23 protein-coding genes are annotated in these 24192 nt (G+C 68.6%); 16 read left to right on the top strand and 7 right to left on the bottom strand.

The window, feature by feature from the left end:
- Nucleotides 1-107 precede the first annotated feature (107 nt).
- The 5 genes from B0293_RS15295 (at nucleotide 108) to B0293_RS15275 (ending at nucleotide 6535) form a co-directional block, all read left to right on the top strand.
- Nucleotides 108-1160, top strand: a complete 1053-nt coding sequence (locus tag B0293_RS15295) for an aldo/keto reductase (RefSeq protein WP_005157644.1) — start codon at nucleotides 108-110, stop codon at nucleotides 1158-1160.
- A gap of 300 nt (nucleotides 1161-1460) precedes the next feature.
- Entirely contained in the window at nucleotides 1461-2723 is a 1263-nt protein-coding gene (locus B0293_RS15290) for an MFS transporter (protein WP_039918003.1), read from the top strand.
- Nucleotides 2720-4036 carry an ATP-grasp domain-containing protein gene (locus B0293_RS15285; RefSeq protein WP_005157642.1) on the top strand — a complete coding sequence of 439 codons (1317 nt, stop codon included), beginning with the start codon at nucleotides 2720-2722 and terminating at the stop codon, nucleotides 4034-4036. Before B0293_RS15290 ends, B0293_RS15285 begins: the two co-directional genes overlap by 4 nt.
- A complete protein-coding gene (locus B0293_RS15280; protein ID WP_005157641.1) occupies nucleotides 4033-5292 on the top strand; it encodes an acyl-CoA dehydrogenase family protein in 1260 nt (419 codons plus the stop codon). The genes B0293_RS15285 and B0293_RS15280 overlap by 4 nt, the downstream gene beginning before the upstream one ends.
- Nucleotides 5285-6535 carry an ATP-grasp domain-containing protein gene (locus B0293_RS15275; RefSeq protein WP_005157640.1) on the top strand — a complete coding sequence of 417 codons (1251 nt, stop codon included), beginning with the start codon at nucleotides 5285-5287 and terminating at the stop codon, nucleotides 6533-6535. Before B0293_RS15280 ends, B0293_RS15275 begins: the two co-directional genes overlap by 8 nt.
- Nucleotides 6536-6607: 72 nt before the next feature.
- On the opposite strand, the gene B0293_RS15270 is transcribed toward B0293_RS15275, so the two are convergent.
- The 4 genes from B0293_RS15270 to B0293_RS15255 are packed head-to-tail and all read right to left on the bottom strand — an operon-like array spanning nucleotide 6608 to nucleotide 11769.
- Entirely contained in the window at nucleotides 6608-7912 is a 1305-nt protein-coding gene (locus tag B0293_RS15270; RefSeq protein WP_005157639.1) for an FAD-dependent oxidoreductase, read from the bottom strand.
- Between the two features lie 16 nt (nucleotides 7913-7928).
- Nucleotides 7929-8963, bottom strand: coding sequence for an NAD(P)/FAD-dependent oxidoreductase (locus tag B0293_RS15265; RefSeq protein WP_005157629.1), 1035 nt, complete (start codon nucleotides 8961-8963; stop codon nucleotides 7929-7931).
- Nucleotides 8963-10489, bottom strand: a complete 1527-nt coding sequence (locus B0293_RS15260; protein ID WP_005157628.1) for a class I tRNA ligase family protein — start codon at nucleotides 10487-10489, stop codon at nucleotides 8963-8965. The genes B0293_RS15265 and B0293_RS15260 overlap by 1 nt, the downstream gene beginning before the upstream one ends.
- Nucleotides 10489-11769, bottom strand: coding sequence for a SidA/IucD/PvdA family monooxygenase (locus B0293_RS15255; protein ID WP_039917996.1), 1281 nt, complete (start codon nucleotides 11767-11769; stop codon nucleotides 10489-10491). Before B0293_RS15255 ends, B0293_RS15260 begins: the two co-directional genes overlap by 1 nt.
- A gap of 488 nt (nucleotides 11770-12257) precedes the next feature.
- Between B0293_RS15255 and B0293_RS15250 the strand changes: the two genes are divergently transcribed.
- From B0293_RS15250 to B0293_RS15220, 7 genes are all read left to right on the top strand, one after another.
- Nucleotides 12258-13022, top strand: a complete 765-nt coding sequence (locus B0293_RS15250; protein ID WP_005157626.1) for a LuxR C-terminal-related transcriptional regulator — start codon at nucleotides 12258-12260, stop codon at nucleotides 13020-13022.
- Nucleotides 13023-13129: 107 nt separating this feature from the next.
- Nucleotides 13130-13531: a cupin domain-containing protein gene (locus tag B0293_RS15245; protein WP_005157625.1), complete on the top strand. Its 402-nt coding sequence runs from the start codon at nucleotides 13130-13132 to the stop codon at nucleotides 13529-13531.
- Complete coding sequence (locus B0293_RS15240; protein WP_005157624.1) at nucleotides 13524-13847, top strand: hypothetical protein; 324 nt, start codon at nucleotides 13524-13526, stop codon at nucleotides 13845-13847. Before B0293_RS15245 ends, B0293_RS15240 begins: the two co-directional genes overlap by 8 nt.
- Entirely contained in the window at nucleotides 13847-15226 is a 1380-nt protein-coding gene (locus B0293_RS15235; RefSeq protein WP_005157622.1) for an FAD-binding oxidoreductase, read from the top strand. The genes B0293_RS15240 and B0293_RS15235 overlap by 1 nt, the downstream gene beginning before the upstream one ends.
- Nucleotides 15223-15885 carry a DUF6875 domain-containing protein gene (locus tag B0293_RS15230; RefSeq protein ID WP_005157613.1) on the top strand — a complete coding sequence of 221 codons (663 nt, stop codon included), beginning with the start codon at nucleotides 15223-15225 and terminating at the stop codon, nucleotides 15883-15885. Before B0293_RS15235 ends, B0293_RS15230 begins: the two co-directional genes overlap by 4 nt.
- Before the next feature lie 20 nt (nucleotides 15886-15905).
- Nucleotides 15906-16715 carry a dimethylargininase gene (gene ddaH, locus B0293_RS15225; RefSeq protein WP_005157612.1) on the top strand — a complete coding sequence of 270 codons (810 nt, stop codon included), beginning with the start codon at nucleotides 15906-15908 and terminating at the stop codon, nucleotides 16713-16715.
- 90 nt (nucleotides 16716-16805) lie between these two features.
- Nucleotides 16806-17639: an SAM-dependent methyltransferase gene (locus tag B0293_RS15220; RefSeq protein ID WP_005157611.1), complete on the top strand. Its 834-nt coding sequence runs from the start codon at nucleotides 16806-16808 to the stop codon at nucleotides 17637-17639.
- Between the two features lie 12 nt (nucleotides 17640-17651).
- On the opposite strand, the gene B0293_RS15215 is transcribed toward B0293_RS15220, so the two are convergent.
- Together B0293_RS15215 and B0293_RS15210 are read right to left on the bottom strand one after the other, a co-directional pair.
- Nucleotides 17652-18278 carry a response regulator gene (locus tag B0293_RS15215; RefSeq protein WP_005157610.1) on the bottom strand — a complete coding sequence of 209 codons (627 nt, stop codon included), beginning with the start codon at nucleotides 18276-18278 and terminating at the stop codon, nucleotides 17652-17654.
- Nucleotides 18275-19444: a sensor histidine kinase gene (locus B0293_RS15210; RefSeq protein WP_005157609.1), complete on the bottom strand. Its 1170-nt coding sequence runs from the start codon at nucleotides 19442-19444 to the stop codon at nucleotides 18275-18277. The genes B0293_RS15215 and B0293_RS15210 overlap by 4 nt, the downstream gene beginning before the upstream one ends.
- 186 nt (nucleotides 19445-19630) lie before the next feature.
- Here B0293_RS15210 and B0293_RS15205 point away from each other — a divergent pair, with 186 nt between their 5' ends.
- From B0293_RS15205 to sigJ, 4 genes are all read left to right on the top strand, one after another.
- The gene (locus B0293_RS15205; RefSeq protein WP_005157607.1) at nucleotides 19631-20176 is read left to right on the top strand and encodes a GlcG/HbpS family heme-binding protein; all 546 of its coding nucleotides are present in this window, start codon (nucleotides 19631-19633) and stop codon (nucleotides 20174-20176) included.
- 146 nt (nucleotides 20177-20322) lie between these two features.
- Complete coding sequence (locus B0293_RS15200; protein ID WP_005157604.1) at nucleotides 20323-20895, top strand: ankyrin repeat domain-containing protein; 573 nt, start codon at nucleotides 20323-20325, stop codon at nucleotides 20893-20895.
- 1009 nt (nucleotides 20896-21904) lie between these two features.
- Nucleotides 21905-22723 carry a DNA ligase-like domain-containing protein gene (locus B0293_RS15195; protein ID WP_005157602.1) on the top strand — a complete coding sequence of 273 codons (819 nt, stop codon included), beginning with the start codon at nucleotides 21905-21907 and terminating at the stop codon, nucleotides 22721-22723.
- 91 nt (nucleotides 22724-22814) lie between these two features.
- The gene (gene sigJ, locus B0293_RS15190) at nucleotides 22815-23744 is read left to right on the top strand and encodes an RNA polymerase sigma factor SigJ (RefSeq protein ID WP_005157600.1); all 930 of its coding nucleotides are present in this window, start codon (nucleotides 22815-22817) and stop codon (nucleotides 23742-23744) included.
- Nucleotides 23745-23747: 3 nt separating this feature from the next.
- On the opposite strand, the gene B0293_RS15185 is transcribed toward sigJ, so the two are convergent.
- Nucleotides 23748-24182: an ester cyclase gene (locus B0293_RS15185; protein WP_005157597.1), complete on the bottom strand. Its 435-nt coding sequence runs from the start codon at nucleotides 24180-24182 to the stop codon at nucleotides 23748-23750.
- Nucleotides 24183-24192: the final 10 nt, after the last annotated feature.

The following is a 24192-nucleotide window of genomic DNA, read 5'->3' as shown; positions in this document are numbered from 1 at the left end:
ACAGCCGGGGTAGGACCGGTGTTCCCAGGATCTTCTCTCCCTTACCCCCTGCTCACGACGGTCGCAGACTCGCTTCCGACAACGGAACACGAGCACAGGAGGACACGATGTCGCTCACCCTCGACACCTACCGGCTGCTGGGCCGGTCCGGGCTGCGGGTGTCCCCGCTGGCGCTGGGCGCGGCGACCTTCGGCACCGAATGGGGCTGGGGCGCCGAGCGGGACGAGGCACGCAAGCTGTTCGACCTCTACGTCGAGCGCGGCGGCAACTTCGTCGACACCGCCAGCACCTACACGAACGGCAGCTCCGAGCGGCTGCTGGGCGAATTCACCCGCGACAACCGCGAAAGCCTCGTGCTGGCCACGAAGTACACGACACTGCGCCGGCCCGGTGACCCGAATTCCGGCGGTGGCCAGCGCAAGAACCTGGTCGCGTCGGTGGAATCCAGCCTGCGGCGGCTGAACACGGACTACATCGACCTGTTCTACCTGCACCTGTGGGACTTCACGACGCCTGTCGAAGAGATCCTGCGCGGGATGGACGACCTGGTCCGGCAGGGCAAGCTCCTGTACGTCGCGATCTCCAACACCCCGGCCTGGGAGGTTTCGCGGATGCAGGCGATCGCCGATCTGCGCGGCTGGTCGCCGCTGGTCGCGTTGCAGATCGAGTACAACCTGATCGAGCGCACGGGGGAACGCGACCTGATCCCCATGGCGCGCGAGCTGGGCTTGGGCGTCGTCCCGTGGTCACCACTGGCGGGTGGCGTCCTCACCGGGAAGTACAGCCGCGACGACATGACCCCGGCCGAGGACGGCACCCGCAGGAACTTCAACCTCGCCCTGGGCACGCTCACCGAACGGACCTTCACCATCGTGGACGTCGTGAAGGAGGTCGCCGCGGAACTCGGCCGCACCCCCGCCCAGGTCGGGCTGGCGTGGACCCTGCGGAACCCCGGCGTGACGGCACCGATCATCGGCGCCCGTACTCCCGCTCAGCTGGAGGACAACCTGGGTGCGCTGGAGGTCGACTTCACCCCGTCGCAGCTGGCCCGCCTCGACGAGGTGAGCGCGATCGACCTCGGCTTCCCGCACGAGACGCTCGCCCGCGACACGACCCTCGCGATGACGCGAGGTGACATGACGATCGAAGCCCGCCGCTGAGATCCGCGGCTCGGTCGCGTGGGTCGTGAGTGGTAAGTCGCGTTCTAACGACACTTACCACTCACGACCCCCTGCACCGACCGCTCACTCCCGCCCTCCCCTCCGCTCACTCTCGTCCCCCTCCACTAGGCCCCGATTTCCCCATCCGCCGGGAAAGCTTCCCCTACCTCCCGGGAAAGCTCCCGAACTAGCTTGGGGCCACCGGTCGGCCATGTCGGCAACATTCCTTGTCTCCCAAGGGCCTGGACCCGCGCCGGTGTGTCTCGTGCACCACCGCGGGGATCCGACCATGGAGGATGTGTGACTGAGCGAGCAAGCAGGGCCACGAGAACCGGCGTCTTCGCGGTGCTGCGGGCGACCCCCGCCCCCGTCAGGTACCTGCTCGGCGGCGTGCTTATCAACCAGCTGGGCGCTTTCGTCCAGACGTTCCTGATCCTGTACCTGACTTTCCGGGGCACCTCGGTGGGTTTCGCCGGGGTCTGCCTCGCCGCGTACAGCGTGGGGGCGCTCTTCGGCGCCATGCTCGGCGGCGAGCTGACCCACCGTTTCGGCGGCCGGGCGACGATCGTGACGGTGATGACGTGCGCCGCACCGCTCGTCGCGTCGATCCCGCTGGTCCAGGGAACACCCGCGGCGCTGCTCGCCGTGGTCGCGCTGTCCGGGATGGCGATCCAGGCGTACCGGCCGGCGGCGGCGGTGCTGCTGGCCGAGTACATGCCGGAAGAACACCGTGTCATGGCCTTTTCGATGATGCGCATCGCGCTGAACATCGGGGCCGCCTTGGCACCGCTGATCGCCGCCGTGGTCATCCAGGTGAACTGGGATCTGCTGTTCTGGCTCGACGGGACGACCGCGGCGCTGTGGGCGTTGCTGGCGTTCCTGTTGCTGCCCAAGCGAAGCGCGGCCCCGCACGAGACCGAGTCCGGCGAAGAGTCCGCGCCCGCCCTGAGCGCCCGCGAGGTGTACAGCACGCTGATCCGCGACACCCGTTTCCTCTGTTACCTGGTGGCGGGCCTGTTCGGCATGATGATCTACGCCGGGTGGGTCGCGGTACTGCCGTTGAACATCGTCGACGCCGGATATCCGGTGGGGCTGTACAGCACGGTGCTGGTGATCTCCTCGGTCGTGCTGATCACCTGTGAGCTGAAGATCACCACCTACATCGTCCGGATCCCGAAATACCTCGCCGGCTTGTTCGGCAATCTGGTCTGCGCGCTGGGATTCGCCCTCTACGGGATGATGGCGCAGCATCCGTTCTTCGTGATCGCGGGCGCCCTGCTCGCGGTGTCCGGGCTGATGATCCACGGACCGAGCACCGCCTCGCATCCGGCCACTTTCCCGGTCCAGCTGAGAAGCCGCTACATCGCGACGAAGGAAACGGTGGCAGGCGTGGCCGCGACGATCGGCCCGATGCTGGGGCTGTACCTCTGGAGCACCTTCGGCGGCCCGGGGTTCTGGGGTTTCTGCGCGGTGCTGTCCGTCATCGCCGGATCGATGCACATCTACGGCCTCAAACAGCCACCCGTGGTGAAACAGCCGGAAGTCGTGGGAGAGCGACCATGAACGAAGCCAACGGTGTCCTGCTGGTCATCGGCAGCGGACTGAAGCTGTATCGCGAATACCTGGTCTCGTCGATCCACCGGTGCGCCCGCGCGGCCGGGATCGGCCTGGTGCTGCTGAACAATCTCAAACCCACCTGGCAGCACGCGTACTTCGACGAGATCGTCCACACCGACGTGTTCGACGCGGACGCCATGCTCGCCTCCGCCCGGGAAGTCGCCGGACGGCACCGGATCGTCGGCCTGATGTGCTGGGACGAACCGGTCGTGCTCGCCGCGGGTGAGCTCGCCGCCGAACTCGGCGTCCCCGGCCTGAGTGTGGACGGGGTCCGCGGTTGCCGCGACAAGAACCGCACCCGCACCGTGCTCACCGCCGAAGGGTTGTTGCAGCCGGGCTACGCCTTGACGACCGGTCTCGCCGAGGCACGCGCCGCGGCCGCCCGGATCGGCTATCCGGTGGTGCTCAAGCCGAGGGCCATGGGCGCGAGCATCGGTGTGGTGTTCGCCGCCGACGAGTCCGAAGTGGACGCCGCGTTCGGTGTCGCCATGGGCGCGGCCACAGTCGACCAGAGCCGCTACGGCGGCGGCGCGATCGTGGAGGGCTACGTCTCCGGGCCCGAGATCAGCGTCGACGCGGCCGTGTACAAGGGCGAATACCTGCCGATGTTCGTGGCCCGCAAGGAAACCGGCGATCAGCCCTACTTCGAGGAGGTCGGGCACGTCGTCGACGCCGGCGATCCGCTGCTGCACGACGCCGAACTGATGGACGTCCTGGCGCGGGCGCACCGCGCGCTCGGTGTGGAGGACGGCATCACCCATTCCGAGGTCCGGCTGACCGGCCGCGGCCCGTTGATCATCGAGATCAACGGCCGCCTCGGCGGGGACCTGATCCCGTTCCTGGGCAGGACGGCCACCGGTCTCGACCCCGGCGAGATCCTGTTCTCCGTCGCGACCGGGCACCGGCCGGTCATCGCCCCGTCCCGGCACGCCGTCGCCGGCATCCGGTTCGGCTACCCGGACCACGACTGCCTGGTGCACCAGGTCACCGTCCCCGCCGAAGCGCCGGGACTGGTCGTCGCGTCGCCGATGATCGGGCCGGGCACCACCCTGCGGCTGCCGCCCGGCGGCTACATCGCCCGGCATTCGTTCGTGGTGTGCGAGGCCGGTGACCGTGAGACCTGTGGCCGGCGGCTGGACGCGGCCGCCGCACTGGTGCGAATCGACGCCGATCCGGTGGACCCACCGCGACCCGGTACCGCGTTCGAGATGCCCGCCGGGCTGCTCGACGTCGACGAACAAGAGGGAGTTTCCGCATGACCATGACCGAACCCGTCCGCACCGACGCGCCGATGACCGGCGCGCAGATCCTCGCGAACGCGAAGGCGCTCGCGCCGATCCTGCGGGAGCGGGCGGCAGAGATCGAGAAGAACCGGAGCCTGCCCGAGGACATCGTCCGGATGCTGCGCGACTCCGGTGCCTTCCGGATCGGCTTCAGCCGGGACTGGGGCGGCCCCGAGATGACCTCGATGGAGCAGACCGAGGTGATCGAAGCGCTTTCCTACGGCGACGCGTCCGCCGGCTGGTGCGCCAAACTCGGCTCGGACATCGGGTTGCACGCCAACTTCCTCGACCAGGACGAGGCGCGCCGGATGTTCACCAGCATCGACATGCACTCCGCGGGGGTGCTCCCGGTGACGGGACGCGCGGACCGGGTCCCCGGCGGCTACCGGCTCAACGGCCGGTGGAGCTTCGGCAGCGGCTCGACCCACGCCGACTGGGTGGCCTCCGGGGCCATGGTGTTCGAGAACGGCGAGCCCTACGCGAGCCCGGACGGCAGCAACCCACACGAGTCGCGCCTGTTCATGGTGCCCGGCGACCAGATCGAGCCCGTCGACAACTGGTACACCCTGGGCCTGTGCGGCTCCGGCAGCAGCGACTACACGATCACGGACGTGTTCGTGCCGGAGAACCACTCGCTGACGTTCGACAACCCGAAGGTCCCCAATGGACCGCTGGTGCAGCCGGACGTGATCCAGCGCAGCATGTGCGGCGTCCCGCTCGGTGTGGCGAGGGCCGCGCTGGACTACGTCCGCGATCTCACCATGGAGCGGGTCGACATGCTGAAGGGCTCGCCTTGGCGGATGAGCGGCATCGCGTGGAAGGACAACGAGCACATCCAGATCACGCTGGCCGAATGCGAGGCCGACTACAGCACCACCCGCGCGGGGGTGTACCGGGCGCTGGAGCGGCAATGGGAGGTCACCGCCGACGGCATCGGCACGCTCGACGACCTCACGCCCGACGAGCGGGTGGCCCCGGCGCTGACCGGCTGGCAGGCGTTCCAGATGTCCAAGCGGGTCGTGCAGCGGCTCTGTGACATCCTCGGCACCGCGGCCATCAGGTCGGGCGATCCGATGAACCGGTGGCTCCGGGACTCGATGACGATGGCGATGCACCCGACCGCGCGGGATCGCGTCACCCAGACGGTCGGCGCGCATCTGGTCGGCGCCAAGCCTTCCATGCGGTTCATGCTCGGCATCGTGGACAAGCCCAAGACCGAGTCCGATGAGTGAGCGACCCGTCCTGATCGTCGGGTTCGTGACGCCGGTGCTGATGGCTCTCGCCGGCGTCGAACCCGACGGTTCGGTCGTCCTCGTCGAAGAGCCGGACGTGATCCGGAAGCGGGACCTGCTCACGAAGCTCGCCGGGTCCGCTCTGGTCCGCGAGCTGATCGGCTGGGAGCACGCCCGGCCCGGCTCGGCCGACGAGTTCCACGCCACCCACCGCGACCTGGACCCGGTCGCGGTGATCCCGCTGACGGAGTACGCCACCCCGTTCGCCGCCCGGCTCGCCGAACGCTTCGGCCTGCCGGGCGCGAGCCTGGGCGCCGCGCAGATCCTGCGGGACAAGGCGTTGCTGCGGAAGGTCAGCGCGGCCGCCGGGCTGCCCAATCCGGCGAGCGCCACGGTGACCTGCCCGGCGGACGTGCTGGCGTTCATGCGGGCGCATCCCGGCCCGGCGGTGCTCAAACCGGCGAACCGGCAGGCCGCCGTCGGCACGCAGATCATCCACGCCCCATCCGAGGTCGACCAGGCTTGGGCGAGCTGCGTCGAGCAGGACGAAGGCATCTTCGTCCCCGACCGGCCGATGCGGCTGTCCATGCTGGCCGAGCGGTACGTGCCCGGCCCCGAGTACAGCGTCGAGATGCTCGTCCGCGGTGGACGGCAGCTGTTCGCCAACGTCACCGGCAAACAGCTTTTCCCCGGGCCGCGCCCGGTGGAGCTGGCCCATGTCGTGCCCGCCGACATTCCCGGCGAGCTCACCGAGAAGCTGGCGGAGCACACCCGTCAGGTCGTCGCGGCCGTCGGGTTCGGGGACGGCATCCTGCACTGCGAATGGATCGTCTCCGACGGCGTGCCGTACCTGGTCGAATGCGCCGGCCGCATCGCCGGTGACGGGATCATGGAGATCATCGACCGCGCCTACTCGATGAAACTGCTGCACTCCTACTTCGCGATGATGCGCGGCGAATCGCTGCCGGAGCTGCCTCGCCGCGCGACAGGCGGTGCCGCCGTCCGGTTCGTCCCGATGGAGCCAGGGGTGATCGACGCCGTCCTCGGGCTCGAGCAGGCCCGGCAGGTGGAAGGCGTGTGCCTGGTGGACATCATGGTCGGGCCCGGCCACCGGTTCGCCGGGTTGCGCAGCTCGTGGGACCGGACGGGCCTGGTGATGGCTGTCGCGGACAGCCCGGCCGAAGCCTTGCAGCGCGCCGAAAAAGCCGCGGGCCTGATCCGTATCGAGGTCACCCCGGCCTAGCTCCGCTTCCTGCGCGTGAAGGCCCCCTTCCCTCGACTGAGCCGAGGGAAGGGGGCCTTCACGCGCTTCAGGTCAGCGTCGGAGCCGGCGGAACAGGGCGACGGCAGTGGCGGACGCGACCACCGCACCCGAGTACTTCAGGATTCGATGCTGCCGAGTCGCCCGCTGAAGCGCCTTGGCGTAAGGGACCGTGGTGTTGGTGACCAGGGCGTGCAGCGGCATCCACCGGTGACGGAGAAGCCGCTCCAGGACCGAGTCCACAGCCCGTTCCAGCCGGACGGCCGGAGAACGAACGGTGTCGCGGAGTTCGGCGAAGTTGCGGTGGGACATGGTGGCCAGCGCGTCGGTGTTCGGTTTGCGGAGCGTGTAGTACCGCGTCAATGCCGCCGTGGTGTTGACCGGATGCCGGATGAGGCTGTCCGTCAGCTCCAGCGCGTCCTCGAAGGCCGAGTTCATGCCCTGCGCCAGGAACGGGTAGACGGCGTGGCAGGCGTCCCCGATCAGCGCCACCTTGCCTTCGTGCGTCCACGGCGCGGTGCTGACGGTGACGAGGTTGAACGTTGGCCGCCGCAGGAACTCCTCGCCGAGGCCGGGCACCAGCGGAAGGACGTCGGGGAAATGGGTGCGGAACAAGGATTCCACGTCCGCCTCCGTTCTCAGCGAGTCGAACCCGTGCGGGCCGTGGAACGGGAGGACGCAGGAACAGGTGAAGGAGCCGTCGCGGTTGGGGTGGGCGAACATCATGATGTCGCCGCGGGGCCAGAGATGGAAGACGTCGTCGGCCATGCGATGCGCACCGCCGTCGGCCGCCGGGATGTGGAGTTCGCGCCAGCCCCATTCGAGGTAGCTCTGCGAGAACTCGGCGCGCTGATCGTGGTGCATGGCCCGACGGACGGCCGAGAACGCTCCGTCCGCGCCCACCACGACGTCCGGCTTCACCACGAGCGCCCGGCCGTCCGGGTCCACAAAGGACGCCGACGGCAGGTCGCGGTCCACCCCGGTGCACCGCGTGTCGAACACGAACCGCACGGTGAGTTCCCGGCTCGCCGCGTCCACCAGGAGCGCGCTCAGGTCCTGGCGCTGGATCGCCAGGATGCCGCCCTCGCCGTACGCCGAAAACCGCAGCCCGCCGTCGGTGTTGTGCAGCATCCGCCCGCGCATCGGTACGACGAGCCGTCGTACCTCTTCGGACAGTCCGAGGCTGTCGAGCGCCGCCAGGCCGCGCCGGGACAGGCCGAGGTTCATGGACGTCACCGCGCTCGCGGCCTCGCGGGGATCCGGCCTGCGGTCGTACACCGTCACCACATGCCCTTGCCTGCCCAGCGAAAGCGCCAGGAACGCGCCCGCCATGCCGGCGCCGACGATCGTGAACTCCACTATGCACTCCCCTTGTTCACGCACTGACCTCCAGGACAGCGCCGAGGATCTCCTCGGCGACGAGCGGCGCGGCGGCGAAACCGGACCCGCCGCAGGCGGGGCGGGTCCACACCGACGGATGGATCCGGGTGAGCATCGGGCCGTCGTCGACGGGATCGGCCGCGTAGTGGCAGTCCCGCACGCCGACGACGGTGTAGTCCGTGGCGACGGTGAGAATCGGCTCCGCGAGCAGTCGTTCCGCCCACGGCTCGCGATCATCGTCCACTGTGGACGTGACTCTTCGGCAGACCGCGTCGGAACTGATCTTCAGCAGGGTGCCCGCGCCGGGCGGCAGCAGCCAGGCCGTGCGAGCGGCGCCGATCCGGCCGACACCGGGTGCCGACGCCCACCATCCGGCCAGATTCTCCGGCGGGCGCAGGTAGATCATGGTCTGGCGATACAGCGTGACGGACTGTTCGACCGGTTCGGTGCTCCCCGGTCCGGTCGCGACGAGTACGAGATCCGCGCCCGCCGCGGTACCGTCGGCCAGGGTCACGCGGTGATCGCCGACGTCGACGACGGCGCGACGCGGCCGCAGCTCCACCGCGGGATGCGCGGCGAGCCATTCCGCGGCCGCGCGGAGAAACCGTTCGGCCAGCAGCACTCCGGCGTCCGGGTCGAGCACTCCGCCGGTCCCGGCGGGAAACGCCACGGGCGACAGGGCTTCCGGCGACACGGCGACAGCGGGGAGCCCGACCTCACGCGCGGTGCCGAGCGCCTGCTCGACTTCGTCCCGGGTACCGGCGGTGACCACACCGACCGGCCGGAAGATCCTCGTCCGCAGCACCGATTCCAGCTCCAGCCAGCGGCGGCGGGCCTCGGCCATCCGCCGGGTGCCGTCGACGTCGCCCGGGCGCAGCACCCGCAACGCCCGGTGCTGGTCGGACGAGGCCGACGCGGGGTTCGGGATGGGGCCGAGATCGAACACGGTGACGCGGTGACCGGCACGCGCGCAGCCGATCGCGGTCACCAACCCGGTCACGCCGGCGCCGACGACGGCGACCGACGCCATCAGCCGGCCAGCCGGGGCAGCTTCTTGGGGATGACCGCGTCCGCGTCCACTTGGCCGGGCAGCGTCGTGTCGGGCAGCGCGGCCGCGGCGAGATCGATCAGGATCGGCGCGGCACAGCGCAGGAACACGTCCACCTGATGGCAGAGGTCGCCCGCGGTCGCGGCGGTCGTCGCGGCGGCCAGCCGGTCGAGCCGCCCCAGCTGTTCGGCCAGTGTCGAGGCCACGGCCGTCAGGCTGAACCGCCGGAGTTCGTACCCGTCGGCGAACCGTTCGGCCATCCGCAGCGCCGTCCGCCTGGCGTCTTCGGAGACCGGCAGCGGACCGCGGTCCACCCAGGCGTCGATCGCCGCCGCGACCCGGTTCCACGGTCCGGTCAGCCGTGTCTCGCTGACCCGGAGCAGCGCCTCGTGGGTGAAGTCGGTGCGCTGGTACTCGGGGCTGGTGGCGCAGAGATGGAAGCGGATGAGGTCGCGCGGCACCTCGGCGGCCAGGTCCCGGCCGGACACGACGTGCCCGCGGCTGGTGGAGAACTTCTCGTTGGCGAGCTCATAGAACTCGTTGGTGACGTACTGCGCCGGGAGGACGTGGCCGCCGAGCGCGGTGAGCATCGCCGTACCCACGATCGCGAACGGGTACGTCGCGTCCAAGCCGAGGAAGTACACCACGGTCGAACCGGAGTCCGCGTGCCACAGTTCGTCGTCGGAGGTCAGGATCGCGCCGCGTTTCTCGGCCGCCAGCGCGGTGGTGAACATGCTCCACGGCATGCCCTCCATATGCGGGTAGATCACCTGCCCCGGCACCTCCGGGAACGGCGCCGGGATGCCCCACGACGTCGGCTGGGTGATCGGGAAGTCCGGCAGTGGTCCCGCCAGCGCGGACTCGATGAGCTGGGCCATGCCGGGCCGCATCGGGATCCGGGCGAAATACGCCTCCAGATCCGCGCGGTACCGCTCCACCGGGAAGACGAGGATGTCCGCCTCGCGGTACTCCAGCGGTTCGTCCGGGCGCAACGTCGAACGCGGCTCGATCAGGTCGCCGGGAGCGACCGGCAGCCCGCAGCTCTCGCAGACCCCGGCGTACCCGTCGGCCAGGCAGAAGGGGCAGCCGCCGGTGACGTAGGCGTCCATCAGGTACTCACCGGTGCTTGGCAGGTAAGGGAAACGTACGGTACGCAGCTCCAGCGCGCCCATGCCGTGCAGACGGTCGTAGAAGTCCATGACCAGTTCGGTGAACCGGTCGCCGATGCAGCCGAATCCGTCGACCTCGATGCCCATCGTGGCCAAGGTCCGCTGTACCTGATCCGCGGAGCGTTCCCGCAGCTCCTCGGGGGCCACGCCGAGCCGCGCGGCCGCGGTGACGATGTAGTTCTGGGTGAAGTGCATGCCGGTGCCGTAAAGGGCTTCCCTGCCGGTCGCGCGGGCGTACCGGGCGCAGACGTCGGCGGCGAGGAACGGGCCGGCGAGATGGCCGAGGTGCAGGTCGCCGTTCGCCGTCGGTGCCGGCGAGATCACCACGAGCCGATTCATCAGGCGGTCCTCGTCTCGCCGGCGCCGCGGCGGGCGAGGAGATCGCCGACGATGTCGCGGGAACGGTGGGCCAGCACGCTGATCAACGAATCGGCGATGCCGTGCGTCGCCTCGTTGACGCCCTGCAGATATACCGCGCCCCAAGCGGAATCGCCGAGATCGACCCGGTAGCAGCGGCTGACCGAGACCTCCGACAGGCCGACGCGGTCGGCCAGATCGCGCACCATCGCGGGCATCCGCTGGTCGAAGCCGGTGCCGAGCAAAACCAGATCACAGTGCAGTGGTTCGACCTTGCCACTGGTCCGGTCACGCAGGTCGAGGACGACCTCGTCGTCTTCGACCCTGGCGCCGACCACCTCGGTCAGGGTCCGCACCTTCGAACGCTGCCCGCCGAGGCCGCGCTGCTGATAAAGCGTGGTGTACAGCTGATCGAGGAACGGCGGGGCCGCCCCGGCGTAGTTCGTCAGGCGCATCTCGTCCAGCATCTGTTCCCGGACCTCGGCCGGGCTGTCGTAGAACCGGTCGACGAACGACGGGAAGAACAGCTCGTTGACGAACTTGCTGGTCTGGTAGTTCTGCGGGCCCACCGAACGCACGATCATGGTCCGGGTGCTGTTGGGCAGATTGTCGTGCAGTGCCATGAACATCTCGGCCGCGCTCTGCGCCCCGCCCACCACGACGGCGCGCAGCGGCGCGTCCGAAGGCAGTTGCGCGATCCTGCGCCGGTACTGGGCGCTGTGGATGATCCGATCGGCGGGCAGACCGGCGAACACGTCCGGCACGTTCGCGTCCCGGCCGCCACCGACCACCAGATCGCGGCAATGGATCGTGTCCCCGCCGGCGAGAGTGGCCGTCCAGCCGGTGATCGACCCGTCGGCGTCGCGCGCGGGCTCGATGCGCTGAACCCTGGCGTCGTAACGGATGCGGACCTTCTCCAGCGACCGCGCGACCCACTGCAGATAGTCGGAGAACTCCCAGCGGAACGGGTGGAACGTGCCGAGGTTGACGAACTCGTCGAGCCGGTTCTCCTCGTACAGGAAGTTGAGGAACGAGAACCTGCTGCGCGGATTGCGCAGGGTCACCAGGTCCTTGAGGAAGGAGACCTGGCTGCGCGCCCACGGCATCAGCAGATCCCGTTGCCACTTGATGTCCGGGCTCTGCTCCAGCAGCAGCGTCTGGTCGGCCAGCTCCGGATTCCCGGACTCCTCGATGGCCACCGCGAGCGCCAGGTTCGCCGGTCCGGCGCCGATCGCCAGCAAACCCACCTGTATTTCAGTCACAGATACACCCCGTTCGTCCAGAATAGAGTGCCGACACTATGGACCGGTGTTTCCCGGGGATAGGGACTGGTATCCCGCGGGCCGGGGAATCTCGCCGTGGCCATCGCCCGGTACACCGGATTTCCCGGGATCGGGGAAGATCTCCCCTTTTCCCGGGAAATCGCGGCGGCTAGTCTCCCGGCGGCCGAACGGGCTTGTCCTGGTACCCTTTGAGGCTAACTCCCGGGTACTAACCCGAATGCCGGAATCGCCCCTGGTCACACTCCAGGACCTGGACTTTCCTATTGATCGGACACTTCTCCCCGCGCGAAAAATTGATTGCGATCAATTGTCCATAACCGTCGCATGGCTCCGTTCGACACCTTCTACATAGACTGGTCTCGCGACCGGCCGATCCCATCCCCGCCACGGCCGGGCACTCACCTCATCGCACCTCACCGAACGGAACCGATCAGGCAGGATCGGTAGCGGCAGGCACAGGGGGAAGAATGAATCATCACGCAAGTATCGGCAACACCGCACGTATCTGGCCGGCCGAACGTCGTGATCAGCGGCGCACCGCGCGCCTGCTGCCCGACCACGGCGGAGACGAAAAGGACGCCGACCCCGCCTGGGTCACCGTTCTGCTCGCCGACAGCCAGCCGACGGTCCGCTACCGGGTCCGGTCCGCGCTCGAAACCGTCAGCGGCATCGCCGTCATCGGCGAGGCGGCGACGGCGAACGCGACGATCGCGGAGACCTTCCGGCACCGGCCGGACGTCCTGATCATCGACCCGCAGCTCGGCGAATCCGCGGCCGTCGACGTGATTGGCAGAGTTTCCCGCGTCGCACCGGAAACCAGGGTCCTGGTGCTGAGCGCGGTCGACGACGACACCGCCGTCAGATCCGCGATCCAGGCGGGCGCGCGCGGATACCTGATCAAGGGCGCCGATCTGGATCAGGTCATCCGCGGTGTCCAGGTCGTGGCCGCGGGCGAGGCGATCGTCGGCAAGGCGATCGCCCGCCGGTTCAGCGCCCTGCTTCGCTCGACACTCGGCCCGGAGCCCTATCCCTTCCCCCAGTTGACCACCAGGGAACGGGAAGTGCTCGACCGGATCGCCGCGGGCAAGTCGAACGCGGCCATCGCCAGGGATCTCGCACTCGCGCAGAAGACCATCAGCAACCGCGTTTCCGCCGTCTTCGGCAAACTCGGGGTGGCCGATCGCGCACAGGCGATAGTGCTGGCGCGGGACGCCGGTCTCGGCCGCGGCTGATTGACCGGCAATCGGGAACAGTTCCCCTATCGCCGGGAAACCGGCCGAACATAGCCTGCGATCAGCCCCGGACGCCGGACGGGAATGCACGCTGATCGGAGTGGGATGTGACTGAGCAAGACCTTGCTGTCGTGGACATCCGCAAGCTGGAGCACGAGAACCTGACGCGGGCCTACGGATTGGACATGAAGCTCCTTTATCCGTGGGATGGTTTGACGGCACCGTTTCGAGGAGCTTGGTGCGTACTGCGCCCTGGCGACGTCTCGGTGGCCCACGCTCATCACGAGCACGAGATCTTCATCGGAATGGCGGGAAGCGCCGCCGTGATCGCCGGAGACCGGCGACACGAGTTCGTGGCCGGAGACCTCGTATTCCTGAAACCGGGGATCGAGCATCATCTCGTCAATGACCGGGACGAGGACTTCTCCTACTACGCGATCTGGTGGGATCGCGCGATGTCGGACGAGTTCGCCGCCCACGAGGCAGGCCGGGCCGAGTCCCGTGATTGATTACGACGGGCGGAAATTCCGCAAAGCGGGCGGTGACGCCGAAGCGATCGCCGTGTACCGGCAAGAAGGCGACGTCGTCTGGGCCGAATTCGCCGGCGGCGAGGTGCGACGAGGGTCGATCACCGGCGCCCAAAGGGAAAACGGCGCTCTGCATCTCGGGTACACCATGGTGCTCGCCACCGGTGAGGTGATCTGCGGGCACACGGTGAACACCCCGGAGATGGGCGAAGACGGCCGCCTCCGGCTGCGTGAGGTGTGGGAACGCTACGGCCCGCACGCCGCGACCGGCGTCTCCTACCTCGACGAGGTGAGCTAGTGACCCGCAGCCTGACCGACGCGGACTGGCGACGCCTCGACCGAGCCGTGGACGGCCGCGTCCGGCGTCCTGGAGAGGCCGGCTTCCGCGACGCCTCCATGCCGTTCAACAAGCGGTTCGCCGGAACCACCCCCGGCGGCGTCGTTTCCGTGGCCGGCACCGAGGACGTACGACGTGCCATCGTGTGGGCGCGCGATGCCGGCGTCGACGTCGTCGCACGGTGCGGCGGGCACAGCTACGCGGGACATTCGGTCGGCACCGGCCTGGTGATCGACCTCGGCGCGATGAACACCGTGTCCGCCAATGGTTCGACCGGGCTCGTGACGGTCGCGGGCGGCGCGCTGATGGCGGACGTCTACGCCGCCGTCCAGCCCCACGAAATGGCGTTCGCACTGGGCAACGGCGCCTCGGTCGGCATCGCGGGGCTCACCCTCGGCGGCGGCTGCGGGGCCACCTCCCGCGTACTCGGCCTCACCGCGGACGCGCTCGTGGAGACCACGCTGGTGACCGCGGACGGGCAGGTGCTGCGCTGCGACGCGAACACCAACGCCGACCTGTTCTGGGCGTGCCGCGGCGGTGGTGGCGGGAACTTCGGCGTCAACGTCTCCTTCACTTTCCAGGCGAGGCCGGTCGCCGACTGCGCCAGCTACCTGCTGTTGTGGGACCGCGCGGACGCGCCGAAGGTCTTCTCGGTACTGCAAGAGATCGCGCTGCGGGCGCCGGACGAGTTCGCGACCAGGATCGGTATCAGCAAGGCGGGCGAGTCGAAGGGCGTGGTGTCGGCCATCGGGCAGCATTTCGGTTCCGCCAAGGAGTTGCGCGAGATCCTCGACCCCGTCCTGTCCGTCGCCCAGCCGATCCGCGCGGACATCGCGGACCGGACTTTCTGGGAGGCCAAGGACGATCTGCTGCACGAGACCTCCGAGGGCGCGTTCGCGGTGCGGACCAACACCACCACTCGGCCACTGCCCGAGGAGGCGATCGCCACGATGCTCTCGTTCGTCGATCGCGTGCCCGGCAGCGGAAATCCGGACGGTGGTGGTGCGGCCCTGTTCTCCTGGGGCGGCGCGATCAACCGGGTGGGCGCGACGGAGACCGCGTTCGCCCACCGGAACGCGCTTTTCCTGCTCTCCATGGACGTTTCGTGGGCCGAAGCCGACAATCCCGCCGTGGTCGACGCCAACCTCCGCTGGCTGGCGGAACTGGCTGACGCGATGTCGCCTTACGTGTCCGAAGGCGCCTTCCAGAACTTCATCGACCCGGATCTCGAGTCCTGGCGCGACGCTTACTACGGCGCCAACTACCCGCGGCTGAAGGAAATCAAGGAACGGGTCGACCCCGACGGCGTCTTCACCTTCGCGCAAAGCATCGGATCATGATCGGCGACGACAAGGTACACATCTGGACGGCGGCCGAGGTCGAAAGCGGTGCCGTACCCGCGGAACATCTACCGCACACCCGGGAGATCCTGGCCTGGGCGGGACGCTACCTCGTCTCCCCGCATCCGGAACTCGGCCGAAACGGCCCGGTATGCCCCTACACCCAGCCGTCACTCCACAAAGGACTCTTTCATCTGGCAGCCCTGACCGCGACGAACGGCGGGACGGACGTCCGCGACGCGATCGAAAGCCTGCGCTCGTGGTACGAACGGCTGTCGGCCAGGATCCCGCCCGCGGACCGGGAACTGCTGACGATCCTGCTCGTACTGCCGCAACTGGACCATCAGGACTCGACGGGGCTGGACGCCCTGCAACGCGAGGCGAAGGACAAGTTCGTCAACGACGGTCTGATGATCGGGCAGTTCCACCCGGTCTGCGACCAGCCCGGCCTGTGGAACGAGAAGTTCAAGGCGCTGCGCGCGCCGGTCCCGTTGCTGGCCATCCGCAAACTGGTCGTCTTCGACCTGCCGTTCCTGATGGACGACGAGGTGCACGCCGAGAGCTACCTCCGGCGGTTCGCCCCGGACATCCCGCCCCGCATTCGCGACCAGCTGGTCAAACGGCTGGTGAGCACCCGGAAATCCTTGCAGACGGCCTGAACACTCGGGGGAGACGACAGATGCGGCACTATCTCATGGTCAGACCGGCGTATTTCGACGTCGAGTACTCGATCAACCCGTGGATGGATCCCGGAAAGCCCACCGACACCCGGCTCGCGATCACCCAGTGGGAAGGACTGCGCGACCTCTACCTCGAACTGGGCCACCGGGTGGACCTGCTCGATCCGGCGCCGGGTCTGCCGGACATGGTGTACGCGGCCAACGGTGCCACGGTGGTGAACGGACGGGTGCTCGTCGCACGCTTCCACCACCGGCACCGCCGCCCGGAATCCACGGCTTACCTGAAGTGGTTCACCGAGCACGGTTATCGCGACGTCCGGCAAGCCGGGTGGGACAACGAGGGCGAAGGGGACTTCCTCGTCGCGGGTTCCCGGATCCTGGCGGGTTCGGGCTTCCGCACCGACCGCCGGGCGCACGACGAAGCCGCGGAGTTCTTCGGTGTCCAGGTGCTCGGGCTGACCTTGACCGACCCTCGCTACTACCACCTGGACACCGCGCTGACCGTCCTGGACGACGACCTGATCATGTACTTCCCGGAAGCGTTCAGTGAGGACAGCCGCCGACGGCTCGAAAAGCTGTACCCGGACGCCGTCGTCGCCTCGGCCGCCGACGCCGCGGCCTTCGGGCTGAACGCGGTCTCCGACGGGCGTCACGTCATCCTTCCGCAAGCCGCGACGGGACTGATCGAACGACTGCGAGAGCGAGGTTTCGAGCCGATCGGCGCCGATCTTTCGGAACTGCTCAAAGGCGGCGGGAGCGTGAAATGCTGCACGCTGGAATTACGTCCGGCTCGTGACCGGGCCTCGTAGGCGCGGCGTCCTCGTCGTGGAGCGGAAGCGACTCGCTGGTAGCATCCCTTTCGACGTTGAGTGACCGTCTGATTACCTGTGGGGTATGCCGTGGGCCAAGACCGTGGGACCGCCGATCTTCCTTCGAACAGGATCGACACGACCGTGCCCAGCGTGGCGCGCGCCTACGACGCGGCCCTCGGCGGCAAGGACAACTACGAGGTCGACAGGCAACTGCTCGCGCAGCTGAACCAGGCCGTGCCCGAGGTCAACATCATCGCGGTCAGCAACCGCGCCTTCCTGACCCGCGCGGTCCGTTTCCTCGCCGGCAAGGCCGGGATCGACCAGTTCCTCGACTGCGGCTCCGGCCTTCCCACGGCGGAGAACACCCACCAGGTCGCGCAGCGGATCAACCCCGACGCGCAGGTCGTGTACGTCGACAACGACCCCGTGGTGCTCGCGCACGGCCGCGCGCTCCTCGAAGAGAACGACCGGACCCGCCTCATCGGCGCCAACATCTTCGAGCCGGACGAGGTCCTGAAGAACGACGTCGTCACGACCACGCTCGACTTCAGCCGCCCGCTGGCCCTGATGCACGTGGCCACGCTGCACCACCACAGCGAGGCCGAAGGACTGCCCCCGGCGCAGGTCCTGCAGACCTACATCGAAGCGATCCCCTCCGGTTCCTACGTGGTGTTCTCGCATTTCTTCGATCCGGAGAACGAGCACAGCCCCATCGCCCACCGGGTGCAGGCGATCCTGAACCAGAGCATCAGCCGCGGCTTCTTCCGCACCAAGAGCGAACTCGAAGAGATGCTCGTCGGCCTCGAACTCATGGACCCGGGCATCGTGGTCAACGACGAGTGGTGGCCGACCGGTCCCCGTTCGGAACCGATGCCGGCCGCGGGCAACTGCATCGTCGCCGCCGTGGGCCGCAAGCCCTGACCAGAACCACCGTCAGTTGCGGATGATCCTCCGTTCCGTGGCGACGGAGACCGCACCGGTGCGGCTGTCGACGCCGAGCTTGTCGTAGATGTGGACCAAGTGCGTCTTCACCGTCGCTTCGGAAATGAACAGTCGCGCGGCGATCTGCCGGTTGATCAGGCCTTCCGCCAGTAGCTGCACGATCTCGGTCTCACGGGGGCTCAGCGCGGGCGCCGGGGCCCGCATGTGCCCGAAAAGCCGGGCTGCGACCTGAGGTGCCAGCGCGGTCTCCCCGCGCGCGGCCGCGTGGATGCCGTGGAAGAGGTCCTCGGGTGGCCCGGCCTTGAGCAGGTAGCCGGTGGCGCCCGCCGCCACCGCCCTGGTGATGTCCAGTTCGGCGTCGTAGGTGGTGAGCACGAGGACCTTCGGGGCGTCCGGCAGGGCGGTCAGGCGCTCGGTCGCGTTCACGCCGTCGGGACCGTCGCCGAGCTGGAGGTCCATCAGCACGACGTCCGGCTTCCGGGCCTCGGCGAACAGCACGGCTTCGTCGGCGCCGGCACATTCGCCGATCACCTCGAATTCGGGCTCCCCGGCGAGCAGGGCGGCGATCCCCGCCCGGACCACCGGATGATCGTCGACGATCAGTACCCGGATGGTCATCGCACCTCCCTGGTGGGCACGGCGACGGCGAGCGCGGTGCCCTCTCCCGGTGCGCTCTCGACCACCATCTCACCACCGAGTTCGGCGAGCCGCTCCCTGATCATTCTCAGCCCGTTCCCCCGGTCGCCGCTCGCGCGCACCGCACCCGGGTCGAAGCCGACGCCGTCGTCACGGATGTCGAGGACGACGGCTTCTTCCACGTAGGTCAGCGTGACCGCCGCTTCCTTCGCCCCGGCGTGTTCACTCACGTTCGCCAGGGCGCCCTGCGCGATACGAAGCAGACCTGCCTCCACCTCGGGCCGCAGCGGATAGGGCTCTCCGCTGATCTCGAAACGCACCCGGTGCATGGCGACGAACCCGATCTGCTCGGCGAGATCCTTCAAGGACTCGACGAGATCGGTGTCGGCGAGACGCGGTGACCCCAGGCCTTGGACGAACCGGCGTGCCTCGTCGAGAGTGTCGCCCGCCGCTTCGACGGCGCGGGACACATGGCCTCTGGCCAGCTTCGGATCCGTGTCCCAGGTCCTCTGCGCGGCTTGCAGCAGCATCCTCATACTCGAAAGCCCCTGCGCGAGGGCGTCGTGGATCTCGCGCGCCAACCGCTCACGTTCCTGGGTGATCCCAGCCAGGCGCTGGCTCTGAGCGAGGTCGAACCTGGCGTGCACGAGATCGCTGACCGCCCTCCTCAGCTCCATCTTGTCCCGGTCGAGCTGGAGGAACGTCATCGTGGCCATCAACGCGACCGCGATCGGCGCGAGCACGATGCTCGGATCGAACTCGGTCGCGATCCGCAGCTGGGCGAGGATGGTCGCGACGGTCAGCAGGACGACCACCGCGATCACGACCCTCGGTCTCAGCACCTGCAGGCAGACGAAGAACAACGGCACGGCGCACCAGGCGAAGCTCGGTGCCGCCACCACCAGCGCCAGCCAGACCGCGATCACCGCGGCCAGCCAGACCGGACGCCACCGGTCGAGTGCCGCCCAGCTCAGCACCCCCGCCACGTAGACCAGCGCGAGCGCGCCGGTGAGCACGAGGATCAGCGGGGTCGCGCCGCTCAGCCCGTGTGCCGCGACGAACCTGGCCACCGACGCGGCCAGCAGGAGGAAGAACCCGGCGTGCATGGCGGCGTTCAGTCGCGTGGCCGACCCGATGTGCGGCTTCATCTCGGTCCTCCCTTCGTCGCCGATGATCGTATGCGGTGGGGAGGGGCCTCCCGCATCAATCGTTCGGTTGATGCCCGCACCGATCGCACGGCGTCCGATCAAGGTCCACTCTCCCGATTCGCGCGGCCCGGCCAGCCGGGAGAGTCGAAGGAGAACGAAAAACCCCTCCACGGCAAAGGAAATCCGATGAACGCCAAGCTCCCCCGCACTCGCCTCGTCCTGGGTATGACGGCCGGCCTCGCGACCGTCGCACTCGCCACCGGGCTCGGCGCGGCGCAGGCTCAGGACCGCAAGCCGCAGCAGCCCGCCTCGCCTGCCGTCGTGCAGACCAGTGTTCTCGGCGTCGACGCCGCCACTCGCGCCGCCCAGGCCGCGCTGGACGCCGCCGAGAAGGAGGGGCAGCGGGTCACCGTGGCCGTGCTGGACCGGTCCGGTGACGTGCGGGTCCTGCTCAAGGGCGACGGCGCCGGACCGCAGACCGAGGAGTCGGCCAAGCGGAAGGCCTTCACCGCGGTCTCCTTCGGACAGCCGACGTCCGCGCTGAACAAGAACGCCCAGGGCACCGGCCCGACCGTCCGCGACATCCCCGGCACGCTCTTCCTCGCCGGCGGTGTGCCGGTCGCCGTGAACGGCGGCCCGATCGCCGGGATCGGCGTCGGCGGCGCGCCCAGCGGCGACCTCGACGAGAAGTTCGCCGCGGCGGGCCTGCGCGCCATCGGGGAACTTCGCTGATGATCGGTGGACGGGCGCTCGTGGCGCTGCTCGCCGCCCTCGTGCTCGGTGCCTGTTCCCCGCAGGCGCCGAGTGCTCCACCCCCACCGGCGTCGAGCGCTCCGTCCTCGCCCACCGCATCCCAGCCGCCCCGCCAAGGAGTCCCCGTGAGTCACCTTTTCGCAGCCGACGCGAATCTCGTCCGGCAGGCCGTCGACTCCGGCGCCGACCTGGAGACCCGCGACGATCACGGCCGGACCCCGCTGCTCGTCGCCGTCACCGAAAACCGGGTCGAGATCGCCGAAGTACTGGTCAAGGCGGGTGCCGACCCGAACGCGCTCGACGGCCGGCACGACACACCCTGGCTGGTCACCGGCGTCACCGGGAGCGTCCCGATGGCACAGGTGCTGCTCAAGGCGAAGCCGGACCTGACCATCACAAACCGGTTCGGCGGCGTCTCGCTGATCCCCGCCTCGGAACGCGGGCACGTCGAGTACGTGCGGCTGGTGGCGAACAGCGGGATCGACGTCGACCACGTGAACGACCTGGGCTGGACCGCGCTGCTGGAGGCGGTCATCCTCGGCGACGGCGGGCCGCGCCACCAGGAAGTGGTCCGGGCGCTCGTCGCCGCTGGCGCGGACGTCGACCTCGCCGACAAACAAGGCGTCACTCCCCTCGCCCACGCCAGGAACAAGGGACAGACGGCCGTCGCCCGGATCCTCGCCGAGGCGGGCGCCTGAGGTCCACGAGTTCGTGAGTGGCGATTCGCGGTTCTGTTGCGAGGTAAGGCAAAGGTGGCGTGTTCAGTCGCTCGCCCGTACGCCGACCTCGAGAGCGTTGCGAAAGCCACTTCCGCAACGTTGAAGGTTGCGAAAGTGGCTTTCGCAACGCTTCGGGGACTCCGCCGCCCACGAGAACCGCAAGACCCGCGACAAAGGGGACTTTCCCCTCATCGCACGAGTGGAAAGCCCCCTTCACCCCGCTGATCGCCACCGAACACCGGTCCGTGAAGGCCTCCTTGAGGGACTCTGGGTCCCTCAAGGAGGCCTTCACGGACTTCACGCGATTGAGGGCGGCGGTGAGGCGTCGGCACAGGTGGTCGTGAGTGGCGATTCGGGTTAGAGCCAAGCGTGTCTCAGGTACCTACAGTCGCGCGCAGTCTCGCGTGATCAGATGGACGACACAGGTGATCGAGTGGGCGACATACGTGATCAGACGGACGACACGTGGTGGGACCAGGCGGCGAGCGTGTCGTCCAGCCAATCACGCGTGCCGTCCGCTCAGACACCGAAAGCCCCAGCTCGGCATGGTGATCATGAGTGACTCGGTACCGGCACCCTCGCTCGCTTGAGGTACATGAAGGCCCCCTTCCTTGAGCCTGTCGCAAGGAAGGGGGCCTTCATGTACTCGGGGCCCTGCGAAGGGCGAGTTTCCTCGGCTGAGCCGAGGGAAGGGGGCCTTCACGCGCAGCCAGTGTGACTGTTGGTGCGTCTGGGGCGAACGTGGCGGTCCGCAAAGTCCGTGAAGGCCTCCTTCCCTACCTTCAGGGTTGGGAAGGAGGCCTTCACGGACCTGCCGCCTGGGAACCGACCGCGGCCGAAATCCAGTAGGCACCCAAGACACGACACCGACGCCTCACCGGTCCCACCAATCACTTCAGTCACAAAAGCACCCCGCCTCACCGCTCCCCGAAACTATTTTCTGTTATGCCAATTGACACAAGTCCTCACGGCTGGCTACGGTTCGGCCGTGGATGAGGTACGAGGACGAGGCAGGCCGCGCAAAGACCCAGCGAAGCTGGCCCGATGGACGCCTCCCGAGGGCTGGTCGCGGCTGGTCGCCTGGATCTCCCCGGAGGAGAAGAAAGCGCTCAAGCATGTCGCGGTCGAGGCCGACGTCCCCGTGGCGGAGCTGATCCGGGCGCTCGCCGGCGGGCTGGCCAGCGGCGTCATCACCCCTGAAGAACTCATCGGGCACGTCGTGAAAGGGAAGACCGTCATGGAGAAGATCCCCACGCTTTTCGAGCGCGATGAGCGCTTCCACGTCGTCGACAGACCTCGCGCCGAGTGCGCGTGGGTCTTCGACGGCGCCGGGGTGGGGACCGAGAAGCTCGACGGCACCAACATCCGGTTGACCGTGCGTGCCGGTCAGCTGGTCCGGGTCGAGAAGCGGCGCAACCCGAGCAAGGCGCAGAAGCAGCAGGGCATCGTGGACGGCTGGTACGTGGACACCGACAGCGAGTCCGCCGACGACAAGTGGATCCTCTCGGCGGCCGCGAACACCGACGTGTCCGGATGGCCGGACGGGGAGCACCCGAGCGAGGCGCTCGGTCCCCGCATCCAGGGCAACCCCCTGGGACTGGACGAACACCGGTGCATCCCCTTCAACTTCCAGGCACCGGCCCTGCCCGAGGCGCCGCGCAGCTACGCCGAACTGCGGGACTTCCTCGCCACACTGGACAGCCAGTTCTCCCCCGGACATCCGGCGGAGGGCATCGTCTTCCACCATCCGGACGGGCGCCGGGCCAAGATCAAGCGAAAGGACTTTCCCCGCACTGTGCCGGCATAACCGTCCTCAAGCCTGGTGAGATGACCTCACATCCGGCGGCGCTCTCTCGTCGTATCCGGGACGAGGCACGCGACTCTGAGGCGGGAATCCCATGACCGATCCATCCGAGCAGGCCCACGATCCGCTCGCCCCGGGCCTGAAGGCGATCGTGAGTGAGCGGCGTCAGCTGATCGGGATCGCGTATCGCCTGGTCGGATCGCTTTCCGAGGCCGAGGACGTGGTGCAGGAGACCTACACCCGCTGGTATGCCCTGTCCCCGGCCCAGCGGGCGGCGATCGACTCCCCCGGTGCCTGGCTGACGACGGTCGCCGGCCGCATCTGCCTGGACCTCCTCGGCTCGGCCCGCGCCAGGCGGGAACGCTACGTCGGCGAATGGCTCCCCGAACCGCTGCCGGGACAGGTCACGTGGACGACCGGACGGCCACCGGCCGCCGACCCGGCCGACCGGATCACCCTCGACGAGTCGATCAACATGGCGTTCCTCGTCGTGCTCGAGTCACTGACCCCGGCCGAGCGGGTCGCGTTCGTGCTGCACGACGTCTTCCGCTATCCCTTCGCCGAGGTGGCGGAGATCGTCGGCCGCTCCCCCGCCGCCTGCCGCCAGCTGGCCTCCTCCGCGCGCCGCCGCATCCGCGCGACGCAGGTCTCCCCTGCCCCGGTCGCCCGGCAAGCGAACCTCGTCAAGGAATTCAAGAAAGCCTGGGAGGCCAGGGACATCGAAGCGCTCATCGGTCTGCTCGATCCCGATGTCAAGGCTGTCGGCGACGGCGGCGGACTCGTCAGCGCCGCGCTCCATCCTTTCGAGGGCCGCGAGCAGGTCGCGTCCTATCTCCTGGAGGTGGCGGGCAAGGCGTCCGGCCACGAACTGCTGGAGCGGACCGTCAACGGCCGGCCCGGCCTCGTGCTCCAGCAGGCCGGGCTGACCGTCGCGGTGTTCGCGTTCCACGTCGCCGAAGACCGCATCCGGCGCATCTGGGGTGTGCGGAACCCCGAGAAACTCCGGCCGTGGACGGACGCCTGACCGCTAAGCCGCGAGAGCGCCGAGTTGCCGCAGCTGGGTCAGGACGTCGACGACGCCCCAGATCTCGACGATCCGCCCTCCGGCGAACCGGAAAATGAAGATCTCCCGGTAGGAGACCGTCTTTCCCGTCGCCGGGATACCCCTGAACTCACCTTGGTGGGTACCGGTGACGGTGTTCCGGCAGACGACCCTGTCCCCGTCGGCCAGCACGTCCTCGGCCTCGACCCGAAGATCGGGGAACGCGCGAAGCAGCACCGTCCACACTTGTTTCAGCGCCCGCGCCCCTGTCGTGTCCATCGGGACCGGCGAGTGGAACACCACTTCCGGGTCGACGACCTCGTCGATCGTCCTCTCGACGAGCTGGACACTGCCGGTGTTGGTCGCGTCGTGAAAGCGTTCGAACGCCGCCAGATTGCGTGCTTTTTCTTTCATGGTCATGGTTTCTCCC

This window comes from Amycolatopsis azurea DSM 43854 (assembly GCF_001995215.1).
Classification (GTDB): Bacteria; Actinomycetota; Actinomycetes; order Mycobacteriales; family Pseudonocardiaceae; genus Amycolatopsis; species Amycolatopsis azurea.
This window is presented reverse-complemented; position numbering and strand designations above follow the sequence as displayed.